Source organism: Chromobacterium sp. ATCC 53434 (genome assembly GCF_002848345.1).
Classification (GTDB): Bacteria; Pseudomonadota; Gammaproteobacteria; order Burkholderiales; family Chromobacteriaceae; genus Chromobacterium.
The window spans coordinates 1,741,790-1,762,307 of the sequence record NZ_CP025429.1 but is presented as its reverse complement, the minus strand read 5'-3'; the positions used below and the strand labels follow the sequence as shown (position 1 = coordinate 1,762,307).

At 70.6% G+C, this 20,518-nt stretch carries 8 protein-coding genes; 4 read left to right on the top strand and 4 right to left on the bottom strand.

Going from position 1 to position 20,518, the window contains the following annotated elements:
- Window positions 1–51: 51 nt before the first annotated feature.
- Together CXB49_RS08050 and kdsA are read left to right on the top strand one after the other, a co-directional pair.
- Window positions 52–402 carry a hypothetical protein gene (locus CXB49_RS08050; RefSeq protein ID WP_101707908.1) on the top strand — a complete coding sequence of 117 codons (351 nt, stop codon included), beginning with the start codon at window positions 52–54 and terminating at the stop codon, window positions 400–402.
- Between the two features lie 96 nt (window positions 403–498).
- Window positions 499–1,347: a 3-deoxy-8-phosphooctulonate synthase gene (gene kdsA, locus CXB49_RS08045; protein WP_101707907.1), complete on the top strand. Its 849-nt coding sequence runs from the start codon at window positions 499–501 to the stop codon at window positions 1,345–1,347.
- 6 nt (window positions 1,348–1,353) lie between these two features.
- Here the strand turns inward: kdsA and CXB49_RS08040 are convergent, their stop codons facing one another.
- The 4 genes from CXB49_RS08040 to CXB49_RS08025 all read right to left on the bottom strand — a co-directional run bounded on the left by CXB49_RS08040 (window position 1,354) and on the right by CXB49_RS08025 (window position 4,930).
- Window positions 1,354–2,124, bottom strand: coding sequence for a class I SAM-dependent methyltransferase (locus tag CXB49_RS08040; protein ID WP_101707906.1), 771 nt, complete (start codon window positions 2,122–2,124; stop codon window positions 1,354–1,356).
- Between the two features lie 101 nt (window positions 2,125–2,225).
- On the bottom strand, window positions 2,226–2,849 hold the full coding sequence (locus tag CXB49_RS08035) for a PolC-type DNA polymerase III (protein ID WP_101707905.1): 624 nt from the start codon (window positions 2,847–2,849) through the stop codon (window positions 2,226–2,228).
- Window positions 2,846–3,049, bottom strand: coding sequence for a hypothetical protein (locus CXB49_RS08030; RefSeq protein WP_101707904.1), 204 nt, complete (start codon window positions 3,047–3,049; stop codon window positions 2,846–2,848). The genes CXB49_RS08035 and CXB49_RS08030 overlap by 4 nt, the downstream gene beginning before the upstream one ends.
- A 129-nt stretch (window positions 3,050–3,178) precedes the next feature.
- Window positions 3,179–4,930, bottom strand: a complete 1,752-nt coding sequence (locus tag CXB49_RS08025; protein ID WP_101707903.1) for a cholesterol oxidase substrate-binding domain-containing protein — start codon at window positions 4,928–4,930, stop codon at window positions 3,179–3,181.
- A 289-nt stretch (window positions 4,931–5,219) separates the two neighbouring features.
- Between CXB49_RS08025 and CXB49_RS08020 the strand changes: the two genes are divergently transcribed.
- Window positions 5,220–11,531: a non-ribosomal peptide synthetase gene (locus CXB49_RS08020; RefSeq protein ID WP_101707902.1), complete on the top strand. Its 6,312-nt coding sequence runs from the start codon at window positions 5,220–5,222 to the stop codon at window positions 11,529–11,531.
- Window positions 11,531–20,518 carry a non-ribosomal peptide synthetase gene (locus CXB49_RS08015; RefSeq protein ID WP_101707901.1) on the top strand — a complete coding sequence of 2,996 codons (8,988 nt, stop codon included), beginning with the start codon at window positions 11,531–11,533 and terminating at the stop codon, window positions 20,516–20,518. The genes CXB49_RS08020 and CXB49_RS08015 overlap by 1 nt, the downstream gene beginning before the upstream one ends.

Sequence of the window (20,518 nt, the reverse complement as noted above, 5' to 3'; positions counted from 1 at the left end):
CATGCTACGATCCCGCCCTCGACAATCCGTACGCGAATCCGGAGCCGGACCATGCGCAGCATCCTCATCGCCCTCGTCCTGGCATCGACCAGCCTGCCCACCCTCGCCGCCTGCCCGGCCGGCGCGCCCGGCGAGCCCATGCACTGGGTCATCGCCGTCTGCCAGCAGCGCAATGAGTCGGACGAGATCGAAAGCCCGAAGATGCAGTCCTGCATCTTCGCTACCGCGAAGGCGAACAAGATCGACCCGGCCAAACCGTCGGCCAAGGCCTGCTCGGCCAAGCTGAAGCTGAAGGCCGAATGGTGCCGCGGCATGAAGAAGGACGGCCTGATCGACTCGGTAGACGGCTGCGTCCGCTCCGCCGACACCGTGCCCGACGTGGTGACCCAAGGCGGCGCCTGAGGATGGCCCGCGCCGCGCCGCGGGTATATCATGTCGTTTTGCTCAATCCGGCCGCGACCTACCGGTCCGGCCGCGCACGAATACAGGAAGACTCCGTTGATCAACGTCCCCCTCTCCCCGTCCGTCATCGTCGGCAACCAGATGCCGTTCACGCTGTTCGGCGGCGTCAATGTGCTGGAATCGCGCGATCTGGCGCTGCGCGCCGCCGAGGAATACGTGCGCGTCACCCAGAAGCTGGGCATTCCCTATGTGTTCAAGGGCAGCTTCGACAAGGCCAACCGCTCGTCCATCCACTCCTACCGCGGCCCAGGCCTGGAAGAAGGCGTCAGGATTCTGGAGGCGGTGAAATCCACCTTCGGCGTGCCGGTGATCACCGATGTGCACGAGCCTTGGCAGGCCGCGCCGGTGGCCGAGGTGGCCGACGTGCTGCAACTGCCGGCCTTCCTGGCCCGCCAGACCGATCTGGTGGTGGCGCTGGCCAAGACCGGCCGCGTCGTCAACATCAAGAAGCCGCAGTTCATGAGCCCGCCGCAGATCCAGAACGTGGTGGAGAAGTTCGTCGAGGCCGGCAACGAGCAGCTGATCCTGTGCGACCGCGGCAGCTGCCACGGCTACGACAATCTGGTCGTCGACATGCTGGGCTTCGGCGTGATGAAGAAGGTCAGCGGCAACCGCCCGGTGATCTTCGACGTCACCCACTCGCTGCAGCAGCGCGAGGCCGGCGCCGCCGCCTCCGGCGGCCGCCGCGCCCAGGTGGCCGAACTGGCCCGCGCCGGCATGGCCGTCGGCCTGGCCGGCCTGTTCCTGGAGGCCCACCCGAATCCGGCCGAAGCCAAGTGCGACGGCCCCAGCGCGCTGCCGCTGACGCTGCTGGAGCCGTTCCTGGCCGAGATCAAGGCCATCGACGATCTGGTCAAGTCCTTCCCGCCGCTGCAGATAGACTGAGCGGCGCTACAGGCGGACGCAGCGGTAGGCCTCGGTGCGGTAGGGAAACGCCACCTCCTCCCTGCCGCTCAAGTCCGGATCGCTGGCGATCAAACGGCGCAACGCTTCGGCGAAGCGCCGTTTTTCATCGTCCGGCAGCGCGGCGATGAAGCTGACCGATAGCGAACGGTCGACGATCACCCGCTCCGGCGGACCGATATGGCTGTGCGGCAGCACGCTCGGCTCCGGCGCGGAGAAATACCGCGACGATTCGAACGGCAGCCGCCATCGGCCCGAATGGAAGCGCGGCGTGTCGCCCTCGTACGGCGCCAGCAGGCCTGTGATTTTCGCGACCCAACGGCAGGATTCGTCGCGCACGTTCCATACCAGTCCCAGCCGGCCGCCGGGCTTCAACACCCGGTGGATTTCGCGCAACGCATCCTCGCTGGCGAACCAGTGGAAGGCCTGCGCGCAGGTGACGACGTCGACCGAGGCGTCCGGCAATGGAATCGACTCGGCCGTCCCTTTCAGGGCCTTCAGCCCCGGCAGGCCGGCCTGCAACTCGGCGCGCATCTGGTCCACCGGCTCCACCGCCGCCACCTCGCCGGCGACGCCGGCCAGCAGACGGGTGAATTTGCCGGTGCCGGCGCCCAGATCCAGCGCCACCGTGCCGGCGTCGACGCCCAGGCTCTCGCGCAACCAGCCGGCCAAGTCCGGCGAATACGCCGGCCGGCCCCGTTCGTAGGCTTGCGCCTCCTTGGCGAAACCCTGGCGGGCCGCCTGGTGTATCGGACTCATCTCGTCACGTCCTTTCTGGCGCTCGCCGCGCCGGAAAACAAACAACAGCTGCCCAGCGAACCGGCCACAAACGACAAACGGAAGCCTGGGCTTCCGTTTGCTCACGCCGGCATCGCGGTCCGCAACTCCTTCAGATACGGCCCGATCTTGGCGGCGGCGACCTTCTGCAGCTTGCACAACAAGGCGTGGTCGAGGTCCGCCAGATGGAACTGCCGGCCCAGCGTGTCGGCCAGAAACAGCCATAGCTGCGCCGCCATCTCGGCGTCCGCCAGCGCGCGGTGGGCGCGCCCGGTATCGGGCAAGCCGGCCCAACGCGCCAGCGTGCCCAGCTTGTGGTCCGGCGCTTGCGGCAGCAGGCGGCGCGACAACAGCACGGTGCAGGCGAAATCCTGCCGCCGCGCCAGCCCCAGCTGCGCCAGCTCGTAGTCCCAGAACTTGCGGTCGAAGCCGGCGTTGTGCGCGACCAGCGGCGTGTCGCCGACGAAGCGGGCCGCCTCGGCCATCACCTGCCGGGCCGGCGGCGCGTCCTTCAGCATCGCGTTGCTGATGCCGGTCAGCCGTTCTATCATCGGCGGCACCCAGACGCCGGCGTTCATCAGGCTCTGGAAACGGTCGACGATGCGGCCGTCCTCCACCATCGCCACGCCGATCTCGGTGGCGCGGCAATCCCGCCCCGGCGACGCGCCATTGGTTTCGAAGTCGATGACGGCGACGCGCTGCCTCATGCCAGCGCGGCCTTGGCGGCCTCTTCCGGCGTCAGGCCGTCGAAGAACTGGTCGGTGTACCACTCGGCCTGTTCCTCGATATGTTCCTGCGCCTCGGCTTCGGTGGCGCCGGCGGCGACCAGATGCGTCTCCACCTCCGCGCACCAGGCCAGCAGCGCCAGCGTTTCCTCGTCCAACTTCTCTTCCTGTCTCTTCGCCATCGCGGCTTCCCATCGAATCAATGCATTGCAAACCGCGCATTTTATCATAGCGGCGGCCATGATCCGCCAAATGAAAAACCGGCGGCGCCGATCAAGGCGCCGCCGGTTGCCCGGTCAGGAACGGTTGGCTCAGATGCCCAGGCTGTCGAGCAGCGGCGACGAGAACAGCCGGTACGGATCGTAGCTCGCCAGCGCCGCCTTGGAGGCGTCCCAGTTGTTGGCGACCTGTCCCGCGCGGAAGGCGTTCGGTATCGTAGCCTGCAAGACATTGGCGTCGGACCACGCCGCCTGATCGCTATAGCCCCAGCCCTTGGACCACTCCGGCCGCACCGCCGCATAGGAACCGCTGAAGTTGGACAGGATCCACTGCTCGATCTCGCGGTAGAACTGATTCGCGTACGGCGTGGCGGGCAGGGTCAGGATGTCCAGCCATACCGCGACATTCCATTCCGGATGATCGGGTCGCGGACGGATGGCCGACAGCGCCGGCGCCACGCTGCCGGCCAGCGCCACTTCGCTCGGATCGTCGAGGCCGGTGACGCGGATTTCCACCGGACCGTTCATCGGATAGCGGCCCATCTGCTGATAAGCCTGCACCCTGGCCTGATAGAAGGTGGTGAACTCGTTCAATACGCGCTGCACGTTTTCGCGCCGGGTCAGTATCGCGTAGCCATTGGCGGTGACGCGCAGCGTCGTCGGCCTGACGTAGAGCAGCAGATTCTTCGACCAGCCCCACAAGTCCCAGGTCCCCGTCGCCACCAGACCGGCGCTGGCCGCGACGAACTGCGCCTTGCCGAAGGCCGGCGTCAGGCTGCCGTTGCCCAGGCTGACGATCTTGTTCGCCAGATCGGTCACTTCATTCGGCAGATTGTCGGAGAAGCTGTAATTGAACGGCTGGGTGGTCTCGCGGCTGAACGCGGGCTTGCTCGGGGAAACGCTCCACACCTTCAACCACGGATTGGTGGTGAACGGGAACCAGATCGCCTCCGCCCGGCCGGCGCTGTCCAGATAGCTGGCGAAAGTCCTGCCGCCGCTGCCCGCCGGGGCGAACATTTCGCTAGAGGGGATGTTGAACCAGCTTTGACAGCGCAACCGCTGATTCTGCGCCACCTGCAGCGTGGCCTCGACGATCAGCGAGCGGCCGACATGGGCCAGCAGCGGCGCGATCTGCGCGTCGTTGCGGGAGAACTTTTTCAGCGCGTAGCTGCGGCTGGCAGTGTCGTACACCACCGCCGTCAGGCTCAGCACCAGATTGCTGACCGAGCCGTAGCTGGCGCCGGCCTGCCGGCTCTCGCCCTTGGCCGGGATCGCGGTGCCGTGGCCGTTGATCGCCAACACGCCGCCCAGCGTCAGATCGCCCGGCGCCGGCGTGGCCGTCATGCCCAGTCCGGCCGTTTCCAGCCCGGTCAGCAGCGCCTCCATCGTGATGCCGGTCTGCGCGGTGACCTTGGCCACCGGACCCGAGGCGTCGATAGCCATCGCCGTCAGGTTGCGGGTGGTGTCGAGCAGGATGATGGACGGGCAGACCGCGCCCGCCGCCACCGTCAGCGGCGACCAGTTGTGCATCATGCCGCGCGGACGCACCTTGAAACCATTGTCCTTGGCCCAGTTGGCGACGCGCACCACCTCGTCCGGCGTACGCGGCGCGCAGGACCAGACATCGTCCACCTTGATGTCGCCGGCCCAGTTCTGGAAAGTCTGCTTGTACAACGCGATATCGGCCGGAAAGTTGCTCGGCTGCGCGCAGGCCAGCCGCGCCGCGCCGACTTGCTCGGCCGGCAGCCATCCCGCCAGCGCGCCGACGGAAGTCAGCTTCAATGCCCCGGTCAGAAAATCGCGCCGGCTGCTGCCCACGGCCTTTCCATCGTCATTCGAATTCATCCCGCCCCCTGCTTCAAATTAAAGTCAAAACAATATCAATCAATTTAGTCTGATTAATATAATTCCCATTTAAAAATTACCACGGCATTTGAATCTACCAAGCGCCAACGGTCTCCCATTATTTTAATAGACGGACGGTAACACGCAGTACAAGATCAAAAACCTGACACTTCTACCAGCCAAACTGATCAACAATCGGAAATATCTTGCGTGTAGATTAACGCCAATACACTCAAGCAGCCTGTACATTTTTAATTCAAATATTCTTAATAAGATCGGAATAGCTCAAATGAAAAAGTTCCCGCTTACACGCAGGCAGCTGGAAATATATTTTCATCAATCGTTATTCTCGAAGCCGGCGCTATTCAATATCGGCGGCTTTATAAAAATCCAGGGCGCGCTCGATATCGAGCTGATGAAATCCATGGTGGCCGGACTGATAGAACGCACACCAGCGCTGAGAATGGCGATAGACGACAACGGCGGCCAACCATGCCAGGTTCTATGCCCGCCCGCGCCCGCTCCGCTGGCCTTCATCGACCTGCGCGGCGAGCCGGACCCGGAACGGGCGGCCAGGGACTGGGCCGAACGCGACTTCGCCCAGGCCTTTCCTTTCGACGGAGAAACGCCGTTGGCCGCATACACGCTGCTGCGCCACGGCGAGCGCGATTTCATCCTCTACGGCCGCTTTCACCACATCGCCTTCGACGGCTGGGCGATCGCCCAGCTCTACCAGCTGAAATGCGGCTATTACAACGCGCTGCGCCAGGGCAGGCTGCCGGAACCGACGGCGATGATGGCGCCGCAGGACATCGTCGACGACGAGAACGGCTACTACGCTTCCGCCCACTACGAGAAGGACCGCCGCTACTGGCAGGACAAGCTGGCCGGCTACCAGACCCGCTTGTTCGCCGAAGCCGATGGCCGGCTGGATTGCGGCCAGCACAGCTTCTGGATACCGGTCGAGGCCTACCAGCGGATACGGGACCTGGCCGCCGCCCACCAGGTCAGTGTGTTCCATTTCTTCATCGGCCTGATCTACACCCATATGCTGCGCACGCTCGGCGCCGACGACCTGCTGTTGGCGCTGCCGATACTGAACCGCCGCACCGCGCTGGCCAAGCACTCGCCCGGCCTGTTCGCCAGCCTGTGCCCGCTGCGGCTCCGGTTGCGGCCGGACTGGAGCTTCGCCGACTTGCTCGACCAGATTCAGCGCGAACTGAAGTCCGATTTCCGCCACCACCGCTATCCGATAGGCGAGACCGAGGGGCTGGCCGGCGGCAGGCTGCCGTACGAAATCAGCCTGTCGTACGAGAAGCACGACTACAACGACATGTTCGACGGCACCGTCAGCAATATGACGGCGATGCGCACCCTGTCCCAGCACTACCCGCTGAAAATCTTCATCCGCGAAGCCGATGAGCGTCGCCCGGTCAAGGTGGACCTGGACTACAACCTGGCCTGCTTCGCCGAGCTGGACCCGGCCGCCGTCGTCGCCGGCGTCGAGCCGCTGCTGTACCAAGTGCTGGCGCATCCGGAACAGACGCTGACCGCGCCCCTGCCGGCCATCGCGCCTCCGGCCCCTGCTATCATCACGCCGCCCCACCCCGATCTGTGCGCCTGGTTCGAGGACGCCGCCCGCCGCTATCCGGAGCGCGTCGCCGTCCAGGGCGAGACCCGGCTGCTGCGCTACCGCGAGCTGGATGCCCGCGCCAACCGCCTGGCCCGCCGCCTGATCGCCGCCGGCGTCCGCCCCGAGCAGCGCGTCGGCCTGTGCTGCCAGCGCCAGCCCGACCTCCTCGTCGCCATCGTCGCGATACTGAAGGCCGGCGCCGCCTACGTCCCGCTCGACCCCGGCTATCCGGCCGAACGCCTCACCTACCTCGCCGCCGACAGCGCCCTCGCCGTCGTCGTCGGCGACGCCGAATCGGCCCCGACGCTGCCCGCAGGCCTGGGCCTGCGTTGGATCGACGTCGCCGAAGCGCTGAGCGGCGATGCGTCGGCCCCGCCGCGCCGCATCCATCCGCTGCAGGCCGCCTACGTCATCTACACCTCCGGCTCCACCGGCACGCCCAAGGGCTGCGTCGTCAGCCACCACAACGTCACCCGGCTGATCGCCTCCACCGCCGAGCGCTTCGCCTTCGGACCCGACGACGTCTGGTCGCTGTTCCACTCCTACGCCTTCGACTTCTCGGTCTGGGAGATCTGGGGGCCGCTGCTGTTCGGCGGCGCCTCGCTGGTGGTGCCCTACTGGGTCTCGCGCTCGCCCGAGGCCTTCGCCGACTGGCTGCGGCAACACCGCGTCACCGTGCTGAACCAGACCCCAGCCGCCTTCCGCCAGTTGATCCCGGCCGCCGAACGCCACCCGCTGCCGGACCTGCGCCTGGTGATCTTCGGCGGCGAGGCGCTGGAGTTGAACAGCCTCGCGCCATGGTTCCAACAGCGCGGCGACCAGCGGCCCGAGCTCGTCAATATGTACGGCATCACCGAGACGACAGTGCACGTCACCGAACGCGCGATCCGCCAGGCCGACCTGGACGCCCGCCGCGGCAACGTCATCGGCGGGCCTATCGCCGACCTGTCCTTCCACCTGCTGGACCGCTTCCTGCAACCGGTGCCTACCGGCGTGCCCGGCGAAATCTATGTCGGCGGCCCCGGCGTCGCCCGCGGCTACTGGAGGCGTCCGGCGCTGACCGCCAGCCGCTTCGTGCCCAACCCCTTCGCCGCCGACGGCTCGCGGCTGTACCGCTCCGGCGACCTGGCCCGACGCCGCGCCGACGGCGAGATCGAATACCTCGGCCGCGCCGACCACCAGGTCAAGCTGCGCGGCTTCCGCATCGAGCTTGGCGAGATCGAGGCGGCGCTGTGCCGACAGGCCGGCGTGCGCGAGGCGCTGGTGCTGCTGGACCGCGCCGCCGCCGGCGAGCGGCTGCTGGCCTATGCCGCCGGCGATGCCGATCCGGCCGCGCTGCGCGCCGCGCTGGCCGAGGAACTGCCCGATTACATGGTGCCGGCCGCCATCGTCGTGCTGGAGCGCTTTGTTCTGACCCATCACGGCAAGATCGACCGCAAGGCGCTGCCGGCGCCGCAGGCCGCGATCGCCACCGGGCGCGTCGCGCCGCGCAACGACGCCGAGCGGGCGCTGGCGAAGATCTGGGCCGAGGTGCTGGCGATTCCGGAACCAGGCATAGACGACAACTTCTTCACGCTGGGCGGCGACTCCATCCTGTCGCTGCAGGTGGTCTCCCGCGCCCGCGACGCCGGCCTGGCGATCAGCGTGCAGCGGCTGTTCACGCAGCCGACGCTGCGCCAGCTGTGCGCCGACGCCAGCGCCGATACCGGCGCGCCGTCGGCAACGGAACCGTACTCGCCGTTCGCGCTGATCAATGACGCCGACCGGCGCCGGCTGCCGGACGATGTGGTCGAGGCGCTGCCGATGTCGCGGCTGCAAGCCGGCATGCTGTTCCACAGCGAGCTGTCGCCGGACGGCGCGATCTTCCACGACATCTTCAGCTTCGACCTGAGTCTGCCGTGGGATGGCGCCGCCTGGCGCGAGGCCGTGCTGAAGCTGTGCGCCCGCCACGCGGCGCTGCGCACCTCTTTTCACTGGAACGAATACACCGAGCCGCTGCAGCTGATACACCGCGACGGCGACATTCCGCTGACGCTGACCGATCTGCGCTCGCAGTCCCCGCAGCAGCAAAGACAGACGCTGGACGACTTCGTCGCCGCGGAAAAAACGCGGCCGTTCCAGCCCAGTCGCCACCACCTGCTTCGGCTGGCGCTGTTCCGCCTTGACGACGAGCGGCTGCGGCTGACGCTGAGCTTCCATCACGCGATTCTGGACGGCTGGAGCGTGGCGACGCTGGTCACCGACCTGCTGCGCTTGCTTCGACAACCGCAGGCGGCCGCCGTCAGCGACGCCGACGGCCGGCTGACGGCCCGTTTCATCGCCGAGCAGAAACAGGCCGAGCGCGATCCGGCATTGCAACAGGCCTGGCGCGAGCGGCTGGCCGACGACGAGCTCGCGCTGCTGCCGCGGCTGGAACCGGCGGCCCCGGCCGCCGGCGTGCGCCATGTGCGCCGGCTCAGCCGAATGCTGCCGGCCGAACTGTCGGCCGCGCTGGACGCGGCCGCCGTCCGCTTGGCCGTGCCGCTGAAAACGCTGCTGCTGACTGCGCATCTGCGCGTGCTCGCGCGGCTGACCGGCGCCTCCACGGCCGCGACCGGCTACGTCACCCACAGCCGTCCGGAAAGCGAGGACAGCGCCGCCGCGCTGGGCCTGTTCCTAAACACCGTGCCCTTGCGCGTCGAACTGGCGCCGGGTAGCTGGGCCCAGCTGGCGCATAGCGTGTTCGAGCAGGAGCTTGCCCTGCAGCCGCTGCGCCGGCTGCCGCTGGCTGCCATCATGCAGCAGAATCGCGGCCAGCGCGGCTTCGAGGTCGGCTTCAACTACATCCACTTCCATGTCTACGAACAAGTGCTGGCGCTGCCCGATGTGACGGTCGACGGCGTCGAGGTGTTCGAGGAGACCGACTTCCCCTGCCTGGTGCAGTTCAGCCGCGACCCGCGCGATATGGGCATGGAACTGACGCTGGCCTGGGACGAGGCCGAATTCGGCCAGCGGCAGATAGAAGCGATGCACGGCCATCTGCAGCAGGCGCTGACCGCGCTCGCCGCCGACCCGGACGCCGGCTGGCTGGCTCCGCTGCTGCGCGACGGTGAGGCCGCGCCTTCCATCATACCGCCGCACCCCGATCTGTGCGCCTGGTTCGAGGACACAGCCCGTCGCTACCCCGAGCGCGTCGCCGTCCAGGGCGAGACCCAGCTGCTGCGCTACCGCGAGCTGGATGTGCGCGCCAACCGCCTGGCCCGCCACCTGATCGCCGCTGGCGTCCGCCCCGAGCAGCGCGTCGGCCTGTGCTGCCAGCGACAGCCGGATCTGTTGGTCGCCATCGTCGCGATACTGAAGGCCGGCGCCGCCTACGTCCCGCTCGACCCCGGCTATCCGGCCGAGCGCCTAGCATTCCTCGCCGCCGACAGCGCCCTCTCAATCGTCGTCGGCGACGCCGAATCGGCCCCGACGCTGCCCGCAGGCCTGGGCCTGCGTTGGATTGATGTCGCCGAAGCGCTGAGCGGCGACGCCTCCGCCCCGCCACGCCGCATCCATCCGCTGCAAGCCGCCTACGTCATCTATACCTCCGGCTCCACCGGCCAGCCCAAGGGCTGCGTCGTCAGCCACCATAATGTGACCCGGCTGATCGCCGCCACAGCAGAGCGCTTCGCCTTCGGCCCCGACGACGTCTGGTCGCTATTCCACTCCTACGCCTTCGACTTCTCGGTCTGGGAGATCTGGGGGCCGCTGCTGTTCGGCGGCACCTCGCTGGTGGTGCCCTACTGGGTCTCGCGCTCGCCCGAGGCCTTCGCCGACTGGCTGCGGCAACACCGCGTCACCGTGCTGAACCAGACCCCGGCCGCCTTCCGCCAGCTGATCCCGGCCGCCGAGCGCCACCCGCTGCCGGACCTGCGCCTGGTGATCTTCGGCGGCGAGGCGCTGGAGTTGAACAGCCTGGCGCCGTGGTTCCAACAGCGCGGCGACCAGAAGCCCGAGCTCGTCAATATGTACGGCATCACCGAGACGACGGTGCACGTCACCGAACGCGCGATCCGCCAAGCCGACCTGGACGCCCGCCGCGGCAACGTCATCGGCGGGCCTATCGCCGACCTGTCCTTCCACCTGCTGGACCGCTTCCTGCAACCGGTGCCCACCGGCGTGCCCGGCGAAATCTATGTCGGCGGCCCCGGCGTCGCGCGCGGCTACTGGAACCGTCCGGCGCTGACCGCCAGCCGCTTCGTGCCCAACCCCTTCGCCGCCGACGGCTCGCGGCTGTACCGCTCCGGCGACCTGGCCCGCCGCCGCGCCGACGGCGAGATCGAATACCTCGGCCGCGCCGACCACCAGGTCAAGCTGCGCGGCTTCCGCATCGAGCTCGGCGAGATCGAGGCGGCGCTGTGCCGCCAGGCCGGCGTGCGCGAGGCGCTGGTCTTGCTGGACCGCGCCGCCTCCGGCGAGCGGCTGCTGGCCTATGCCGCCGGCGATGCCGATCCGGCCGCGCTGCGCGCCGCGCTGGCCACCGAACTGCCCGATTACATGGTGCCGGCCGCCATCGTCGTGCTGGAGCGCTTTGTTCTGACCCACCACGGCAAGATCGACCGCAAGGCGCTGCCGGCGCCGGAGCAGCCGGCCAGGCGCGAGGCGGAACCGCCGCACTCGCCTACCGAGCACGCGGTGGCCGAGGTGTTCTCCACGCTGCTGAACATCGCGCCGGTGGGTCGCGGCGACGGCTTCTTCGCGCTGGGCGGCGATTCCATCCTGGCGGTCCAAGCCGCCAACCGGCTGCGCGAACGGCTGGGCGAGCCGTTGCCGCTGCGGCTGTTGTTCGAACACCCGCGCGTCGCCGATCTGGCCGCGCGCATAGACGCGCTGCGCCACCAGCAGCCGCTGTCCGGGCCGGTGCGCCAGGCGCGCCGCCAGCTGTCGCGCGTCAGCGTCGGCGCCAATGGCGAATCCCAATTGAAGCAATCCAACGAAGGCCAATAATGAACGCAACTGACTCCAACGCCTCCTTCGACGCCTACGTCTTCCCGCAATCCGGCGCCCAGCGCCGGCTGTGGACGCTGGCCGACCTGGCGCCGGACTCCACGGCCTACCATATCCCGCTGGCGCTGCGGCTGCGCGGGCCGCTGAACGCGGCGGCGCTGCAGGCGGCGCTGGCCGCGCTGGTCGAGCGGCACGAAATCCTGCGCACCCAATACGATTTGATAGACGGCGAGCCCTGCCAGCTGATACGGCCGCAAGCCGCGCTGGAGCTGCCGCGAGAGGCTTGCGACGAAGACCAGCTGGAAGCGCGGCTGCGCGCCGAGGCGGCCGTCCGCTTCGATCTGCGGCGCGACCCGGTGCTGCGCGCCCGCCTGTTCGCGCTGGCGCCCGACGATCACGTGCTTTCCATCGTCATCCACCACATCGCCTGCGACGGCTGGTCGCTGGGCGTGCTGGTGCGCGAGCTGGGCGCGTTGTATCCGGCGCTGGCCGCCGGCCTGCCGCCGCCCGAGCTGCCCGAGGCGCTGCAATACGCCGATTTTTCCGAATGGGAACGCGAGAGCCGCGCCGCCGGCGACAATGACGACGACCTCCGCTACTGGCGCGACAAGCTGGCGGGCCTCGATGACGAGACGGCGCTGCCCGGCGACTTCGCCGTCCGCCGCCCCGATGACGACGGCGGCGACACCGTCGGCGCCGAGCTGCCGGCGGCGCTGGTCGACTCGCTGCGGACGCTGGCGCGCGCCAATGGCGCCACGCTGTTCATGGCGGTGCTGGCCGGCTTCCAGACGCTGCTGCACCGCTTGAGCGGGAGCGAGGACATCTGCGTCGGCAGTCCGGTGGCCAATCGCGACCGCGCCGAGTTCGAACAGACGCTGGGCTTCTTCGTCAACACGCTGATCCTGCGCCAGGACCTGGCCGGCGCGCCCGGCTTCGCCGAACTGCTGGCCCGCTGCCGCGACACCTGCCTGGAAGCCTTCGCCCACCAGGACACGCCGTTCGAGCAGGCGCTGAAGCTGGCCGGTCCGCGCAGCGGCGTGCGGGACGCGCCGTTCAAGGCGCTGTTCGCCTTGCAGAACGCGCCCTTGGGCCGCCTAGACTGGAGCGGCCTCTCGGCCGAACCGCTGCCGGTCTACCCGGCCGCCGCCAAATTCGACCTCAGCCTGATGCTGGAGCCGGCCGGCGACGGCCTGCGCGCGACGCTGGAATTCCGCCGCGACCTGATAGGCGCCGACACCGCGCGCCGCTGGCTGGGCCACTATCTGACGCTGCTGCAAGCCGCCGTCGCCGATCCCGGCTGCCCGGTGGCCAGGCTGCCGCTGCTGAGCGACGGCGCAGCCGAGGCCGCGCCGCCCCCCGCCATCGTCACGCCGCCGCATCCCGATCTGTGCGCCTGGTTCGAGGACGCCGCCCGCCGCTATCCCGAACGCGTCGCCGTCCAGGGCGAGACCCAGCTGCTGCGCTACCGCGAGCTGGATGCCCGCGCCAACCGCCTGGCCCGCCGCCTGATCGCCGCCGGCGTCCGCCCAGAGCAACGCGTCGGTCTGTGCTGCCAGCGACAACCGGACCTGTTGGTCGCCATCGTCGCGATACTGAAGGCCGGCGCCGCCTACGTCCCGCTAGACCCCGGCTATCCGGCCGAACGCCTAGCATTCCTCGCCGCCGACAGCGCCCTCGCTGTCGTCGTCGGCGACGCCGAATCGGCGAGCGCGCTGCCCGCGGGCCTGAACCTCAGCTGGATAGACGTCGCGGCCGAACTAGACGGCGATGCGTCGGCCCCGCCGCGCAAGCTGCATCCGCTGCAGGCCGCCTACGTCATCTACACCTCCGGCTCCACCGGCCAACCGAAGGGCTGCGTCGTCAGCCACCACAACGTCACCCGGCTGATCGCCTCCACCGCCGAGCGCTTCGCCTTCGGCCCCGACGACGTCTGGTCGCTGTTCCACTCCTACGCCTTCGACTTCTCGGTCTGGGAGATCTGGGGGCCGCTGCTGTTCGGCGGGACCTCGCTGGTGGTGCCCTACTGGGTCTCGCGCTCGCCGGAAGCCTTCGCCGACTGGCTGCAGCAACACCGCGTCACGGTGCTGAACCAGACCCCGGCCGCCTTCCGCCAGCTGATCCCGGCCGCCGAGCGCCATCCGCTACCGGACCTGCGCCTGGTGATCTTCGGCGGCGAGGCGCTGGAACTGGGCAGCCTGGCGCCGTGGTTCCAACAGCGCGGCGACCAAAAGCCCGAACTGGTCAATATGTACGGCATCACCGAGACGACGGTGCACGTCACCGAACGCGCGATCCGCCAAGTCGATCTGGACGCCCGCCGCGGCAACGTCATCGGCGGGCCTATCGCCGACCTGTCCTTCCACCTGCTGGACCGCTTCCTGCAACCGGTGCCCATCGGCGTGCCCGGCGAAATCTATGTCGGCGGCCCCGGCGTCGCGCGCGGCTACTGGAACCGCCCGGCGCTGACCGCCGCCCGCTTCGTGCCCAACCCCTTCGCCGCCGACGGCTCGCGGCTGTACCGCTCCGGCGATCTGGCGCGCCGCCGCGCCGACGGCGAGATCGAATACCTCGGCCGCGCCGACCACCAGGTCAAGCTGCGCGGTTTCCGCATCGAGCTTGGCGAGATCGAGGCGGCGCTGTGCCGACAGGCCGGCGTGCGCGAGGCGCTGGTGCTGCTCGACCGCGCCGCCGCCGGCGAGCGGCTGCTGGCCTATGCCGCCGGCGATGCCGATCCGGCCGCGCTGCGCGCCGCGCTGGCCGAGGAACTGCCCGACTACATGGTGCCGGCCGCCATCGTCGTGCTGGAGCGCTTTGTTCTGACCCATCACGGCAAGATCGACCGCAAGGCATTGCCGGCGCCGCAGGCCGCGATCGCCGCCGGGCGTGTCGCGCCGAGCAACGACGCCGAGCGCGCGCTGGCGGCGATCTGGGCCCAGGTGCTGGCCATTCCGGAACCGGGCATAGACGACAATTTCTTCACGCTGGGCGGCGATTCCATCCTGTCGCTGCAGGCGGTCTCCCACGCCCGCGACGCCGGCCTGGCGCTAACGCCGCGCAGGCTGCTGCTGGAGCCGACGATACGGCAGCTGGCCGCGGTGCTGGACGAAGCCGCCGCCGAACAAGCGGCGGCGGCCGCCGGCCCGCTGCCGGCGACGCCGGTGCAGCGCTGGTTCGCCGGACTGTCGCTGGCCGCGCCGGCTCACTGGAACCAGGCGCTGGCGCTGGGCCTGGCGCGACCGCTGGAATACGGCGACCTGCAGGCGGCGCTGGACGCCGTCGCCGCCGGCCACGACGCCTTCAGGCTGCGCTTCGCGCCCGAACCGCTGCTGACGGCCGAGCCCGGCCGCTGGCCCTGCCGCGAGCTGGTGCTGGAAAACGACGTCGGCGACGACGACATCCGCGCCCTGATCGCCGATGAGCAGGCCGGGCTGGACCTGGCCGACGGCCCGATCGCCGCCGCGCTGCTGCTGCGCGGCGGCCGCGGCGATACGCTGGCGCTGATCGTCCACCACCTGGCGGTGGACGCGGTGTCGTGGTCCATCCTGCTTGGCGATCTGGCGCAGGCGCTGGACGCGCTGGCGCGCGGCGAGACGCCGCGGCCGGCGCCGGTGCCGGCCAACTGGCGCCGCTGGGCCGAGTCGCAGGTCGAGACCGCCGCCGTCGCCGACCCGGCGCCCTGGCTGGACCAGGCCGAGGCCGGCTTCCCGACGCTGCGCCGCGACGCCGCCGCGCCGGCGGCCAATACCGAGGCCGCCTCGCGCGTGATCAGCCGGGAACTGGACACGGCGCTGACCGGCCGCCTGCTGCGCGCCGGCGCCCGCGCCGGCCAGCGCGTCAGCGCCCTGCTGCTGGTGGCGCTGTGGCGGACGCTGGCCTCGCGGCTGGCCGCGCCGCGCTTCGCGGTGACGCTGGAACACCACGGCCGCGACGCCGAATCCGGCCTGGACCTGTCGCGCACCGTAGGCTGGTTTACCGCGCTGTATCCGCTCGGCGTCGACGGCGACGCCACCGCCCCGGCGGCCGAGCTGCTGGCCGCCGTCGCCGCCCGCTTGTCGCTGCTGTCGCCTATAGGCACGGAATACGGCCAGGCGCGCTGGCTGGGCCCGGACGCAGACGCGCGTCGCCGGCTGCACGCCGCCGGCCTGCCGGAAATCAGCTTCAACTACCTGGGGACGCCGCGCGGCGCCGACGGCGACTGGTTCCGGCTGCGGCCGGAGCTGATCGCCGGCGAGCGCGCCGCCGACAACGGCCGCCCGTTCGCGCTGGATCTGGTGCTGGTGGTGCTGGACGGCAGGCTGCGCGTCGACTGGCGCTATCCCGGCGGCCAGTTCGAGCCGGCCACCGTGGCGGCCTGGTCCGAAACGTTCGGCAGCGAGCTGGCGCGGACGCTGGACGAGATCGCCGCCGTCCCGGCGCTGGCCGCCGACTATCCGCTGGCGCGGCTGTCGCAACCGGCGCTGGAAGACCTGGCGCGGCGCATCGGCCCGTTCGAGGACCTTTACCCGCTGTCGCCGCTGCAACAGGGCATGCTGTTCCACAGCGTCGCCGACGCCGCCGACGGCGCCTATCTGGAGCAGCTCAGCAGCGTGGTGTCCGGCCCGCTGGACCCGGACGCCTTCGCCGACGCCTGGCGCGCGATGCTGGCGCGCCATCCGCTGCTGCGTTCCGGTTTTCACTGGCGGGAGCTCGCGCAGCCGCTGCAGGCGGCGATGCGCTCGGCGCCGCTGCCGGTGGTCCGGCTGGACTGGTCAAGCCTGGCCGATCCGGACGCCGCGCTGGCCGCCTACCTGGCCGACGACGCCAAGAAGCCGTTCGAACTCGACGCGGCGCCGCTGATGCGGCTGGCGCTGATACGTCTCGGCGAACAACGCTGGCGCTGGGTCTGGAGCTACCACCACATTCTGCTGGACGGCTGGTCGCTGCCCCTGTTCTTCCGCGAACTGCTGACGCTGTACCGCACGCTGGCCGACGGCGAGGCGCCGGCGCTGCCGCCGGCCCGGCCGTTCTCGGCCTATATGGCCTGGCTGGACCGCGCCGGCCGCCGCGCCCGCGCCGACGAAGGCTTCTGGCGCGAACATCTGGCCGGCCTGGAACAGCCGACGCTGCTCGCCGGCGCCGCCCGCGGCCCGGCCGATTTCGTCGAGCTGGAAACCCGGCTGTCGCCGGAATGGGGCGCGCGCGCCGCCGCCGCGATGCAAGCTTGCGCGGCGACGATGAACACGCTGTTCCAGTCCGCCTGGGCGCTGACGCTGGCCCGCGGCGGCCATGGCGACGACATCGTCTTCGGCACCACGCTGTCCGGCCGCAACGGCGACCTGCCCGGCATAGCAGAGATGATAGGCCTGTTCATCAACACGCTGCCGCTGCGGGTGCGGCTGGCGCCGGGCACCCGCGTCTCGGCGCTGCTGGCCGAGGTCCAGCGCAATCAGGGGCAGATACAGGAATACGCGCACAACCGCCTGGTCGACGTCCAGCGCTGGGCCGGCGGCGATCACGCCCAGCTGTTCGACTCGCTGCTGGTCTTCGAGAACTACCCGGCCGACGCGATGTTGCAGACCGACGCCGCCGGCCTCGGCTTCGAGACCCCGCGCTTCAGCGAGCATACCAATTATCCGCTAACGCTGGCGGTGATTCCGGGTCGCGAGCTGACGGTCAAGCTGACCTTCGACCGCGCCCGCGTGTCCGACGAGCGGGCCGCCGCACTGCTGGAGCGGCTGCTGCGCGTGGCCGACGGCATCGTGAACGCGCCGGACGCGGCGCTGGCGGAGATAGATCCGCTGCCGGCCGGACAGCGGCAGGCCCGGATCGCCGTCGCCGGCTCCCGGCCGGCGCTGGCCGCGCCGCGGCTGGCCCACACGCTGTTCGAACAACAGGCCGTCGCTCATCCCGGCGCGCCGGCGCTGCTGTCCGACCACGGCGCGCTGGCCTACGGCGAGCTGGACGCCCGCGCCAACGCCTTGGCGCGCCGGCTGCAGGCGCTAGGCGCCGGGCCGGAAACCGTCGTCGGCACGCTGCTGCCGCGCGGCGTCGACGCCGTGGTCGCGATGCTGGCCACGCTGAAGGCCGGCGCCGTCTACCTGCCGCTGGACCCGGCCTACCCGCGCGAGCGGCTGGAATACATGCTGGGCGACAGCGGCGCCGCCATCGTGCTGTCCGACAGCCGCTGGCTGCCGACGCTGAGCCACCGCCCCGACGCCTGCCTGCTGCTGGACGAGGAGGCGCCGCAACAGGCGGACGGCGCTCCGCCCTGCGCCGCGAGCGTCGACAATCTGGCCTACCTCATCTACACCTCCGGCTCCACCGGCTGGCCCAAGGGCGTGGCCGTCAGCCACCGCGGCGTCGCCAATCTGTGCCTTGCGCAGCGCGAGGCCTTCCGGATAGACGGCGACAGCCGCGTCTACCAATTCGCGCCCATCAGCTTCGACGCGTCGATCTCGGAGATCTTCGTCGCGCTCGGCAGCGGCGCGGCGCTGTGCCTGCCGGACGCCGGCGCCGCCGAGGACCCGGCCGGCACCTTGCGCCGCGCGGCGCTGCGCCACGGCGTCAGTCACGTCACGCTGCCGCCGGCGCTGCTGGCGGAGCTGGAGCTGGACGCGCTGCCCGGCCTGAAGACATTGATCGCCGCCGGCGAGGCCGCCGCGCCGGGCCTGCTGGCGCGCTGGGCCGGCTCGCGCCATGTCGTCAACGCCTACGGCCCGACCGAGGCCACCGTCTGCGCCAGCATGCGGGTCTGCGGCCCCGACGACGCCGAACCATCGATAGGCGACGGCATGGCCGGGCTGCGACTCTATCTGCTGGACCGCTGGGGCGGCATCGTGCCGGCCGGCGTGCCCGGCGAGCTTTATATCGGCGGCGAGGCGCTGGCGCGCGGCTATGTCGGCCAGCCGGGCCGCAGCGCCGCCAGCTTCGTGCCCGACCACTTGTCCGGCCTCCCCGGCGCCCGGCTGTACCGCAGCGGCGACCTTGGCGAATACCTGCCGGACGGCGGCATCCGCTTCCTCGGCCGCGCTGGCGGCCACACCAAGCACCGGGGCTACCGCATCGAGCTGGACGGCGTCGCCGCCGCGCTGCGCGGCCACCCGGACGTCGCCGAGGCGCTGGCGCTGATACGCCAGGACGGCGAGCGCCGGCTACTGGTGGCCTACGCGCTGGCGCGGCCGGACGCCGAACCGACTCCGGCCGCACTGCGCGAACACGCCGCCGCCACGCTGCCGGCCCACGAGGTGCCGCAGGCGGTGGTGGTGCTGCCGCGCTGGCCGCTGACGCCGGCCGGCAAGATAGACCGCGCGGCGTTGCCGTCGCCGGCGGACGCGGCGACGCCGTCCGCCGCCGCCGTCGAGGCCGCGCCCGGCTCGGCCGAGGCGGCGCTGCTGGCCGTCTGGCGCGAGGTGCTGGGCCGTCCCGAGCTCGGCGTCGACGACAACTACTTCGCCGCCGGCGGCGACTCCATCGTCGCGCTGCGCATCGTCTCCCGCGCCAAGCAGGCCGGCTTAGCCATCGAGCCGCGCGCGCTGTTCGCCCATCCGACGGTGGCCGGGCTGGCCGCCGTCGCCGGCGCCGCCGCCAAAACCGTCCACGCCGACGAGCCGGAACAGGCCGAGGTGGCGCTGGCGCCTATCCAGCGCTGGTTCCTAGAGCGCGACCTGCCGGCCCCGCATCACTGGAACCTCAGCCTCAGGCTGCGGCTGGACGCCGCCGTCGATCCGGCGGCGTTGCGCACGGCGCTGGCCGCGATGGCGGCGCGGCACGACGCCTTGCGGCTGCGGCTGAGCCGCGATGCCGACGGTGCCTGGCGCCAGCACTACGGCCCGCGCGCCGAACCGCCGCTGGAGCGGCTGGCGCTGAAGGCCGGCTCGCCGGCGGCCCGCGAAGCCGAGCTGCAGGCGCACGGCGCGCGGCTGCAGGCCTCGCTGGACCTGTCGGCCGGCCCGCTGCTGCGCGCCGTGCTGGTCGACGACGGTCCGGACGACAAGCCCGAGCTGCTGCTGATCGCCCACCACCTGGCGCTGGACGTCGTGTCCTGGCGCGTCCTGCTCGACGATCTGGACAGCGCCTACGGCCAGGCCGTCGCCGGCACCGACATCGCGCTGCCGCCGGTGCCGTTCAGCTACCGCGCCTGGACGCGGGCCCAGGCCGACGGCGCCGCCGCGCGCGCCGGCGAGCTGGACTACTGGCGCCGCGCCGTCGCGCCTCTGCCCGTCCCGCCGGGCCTGGCCGCCGTCGGCCGCGTCGCCGACCGCCGCCGCGTCGCGGTGGAGCTGGACGCCGACATCAGCGACGCGCTGCTGACGGCCGGCGCCGAGCGCTACCGCGCCCAGCCGCAGGAGTTGCTGCTGGCGGCGCTGACGCTGGCCTGGCGGCGCCAGAGCGGCCTATCGGCGCTGGCGCTGGACTTGGAGGGCCACGGCCGCGACGCGGCGATGGCCCCGGCGCCGGACCTGTCGCGCACCGTGGGCTGGTTCACCTGCCTGTATCCGCTGCGGATAGAGGCGGCCGGCGACGGCTGGGACGATGTCGTCGGCGCGGCCAAGGCGGCGCTGCGCGGCGTCCCCGGCGGTGGAACCGGCTTCGGCGCGCTGCGCTATCTGAGCGGGATCGCCGGCGAGCTCGATCGCGCGCCGCCGCGGCCGCTGAGCTTCAACTACCTGGGCCGGATCGACGACGCCGACGGCGGCGCGCTGCCGAATCTGCGGGCGACGCTGTCCGAACGCGAAGGCGGCCCCGGACAGGACGCGCGCCAGCCGCTGCCGCACGCGGTGGCCGTCAACGCCCGCATCGAAGGCGGACGCCTGCGGCTGGACTTCGACTACGCCGACGCCCAGGACGCGCCGGCGCTGGCCGAACAATGCCGGCTCGCGCTCGCGGACCTGGCCGCGCATTGCCGCGGCGGCGCCGCCGTCTCCTACCACACCTCGGACTTCGCCGGCGTCGCGCTGGACAAGACCGAATTGGCAGCCCTGCTCGACGACCTCAACGACATCGAATGA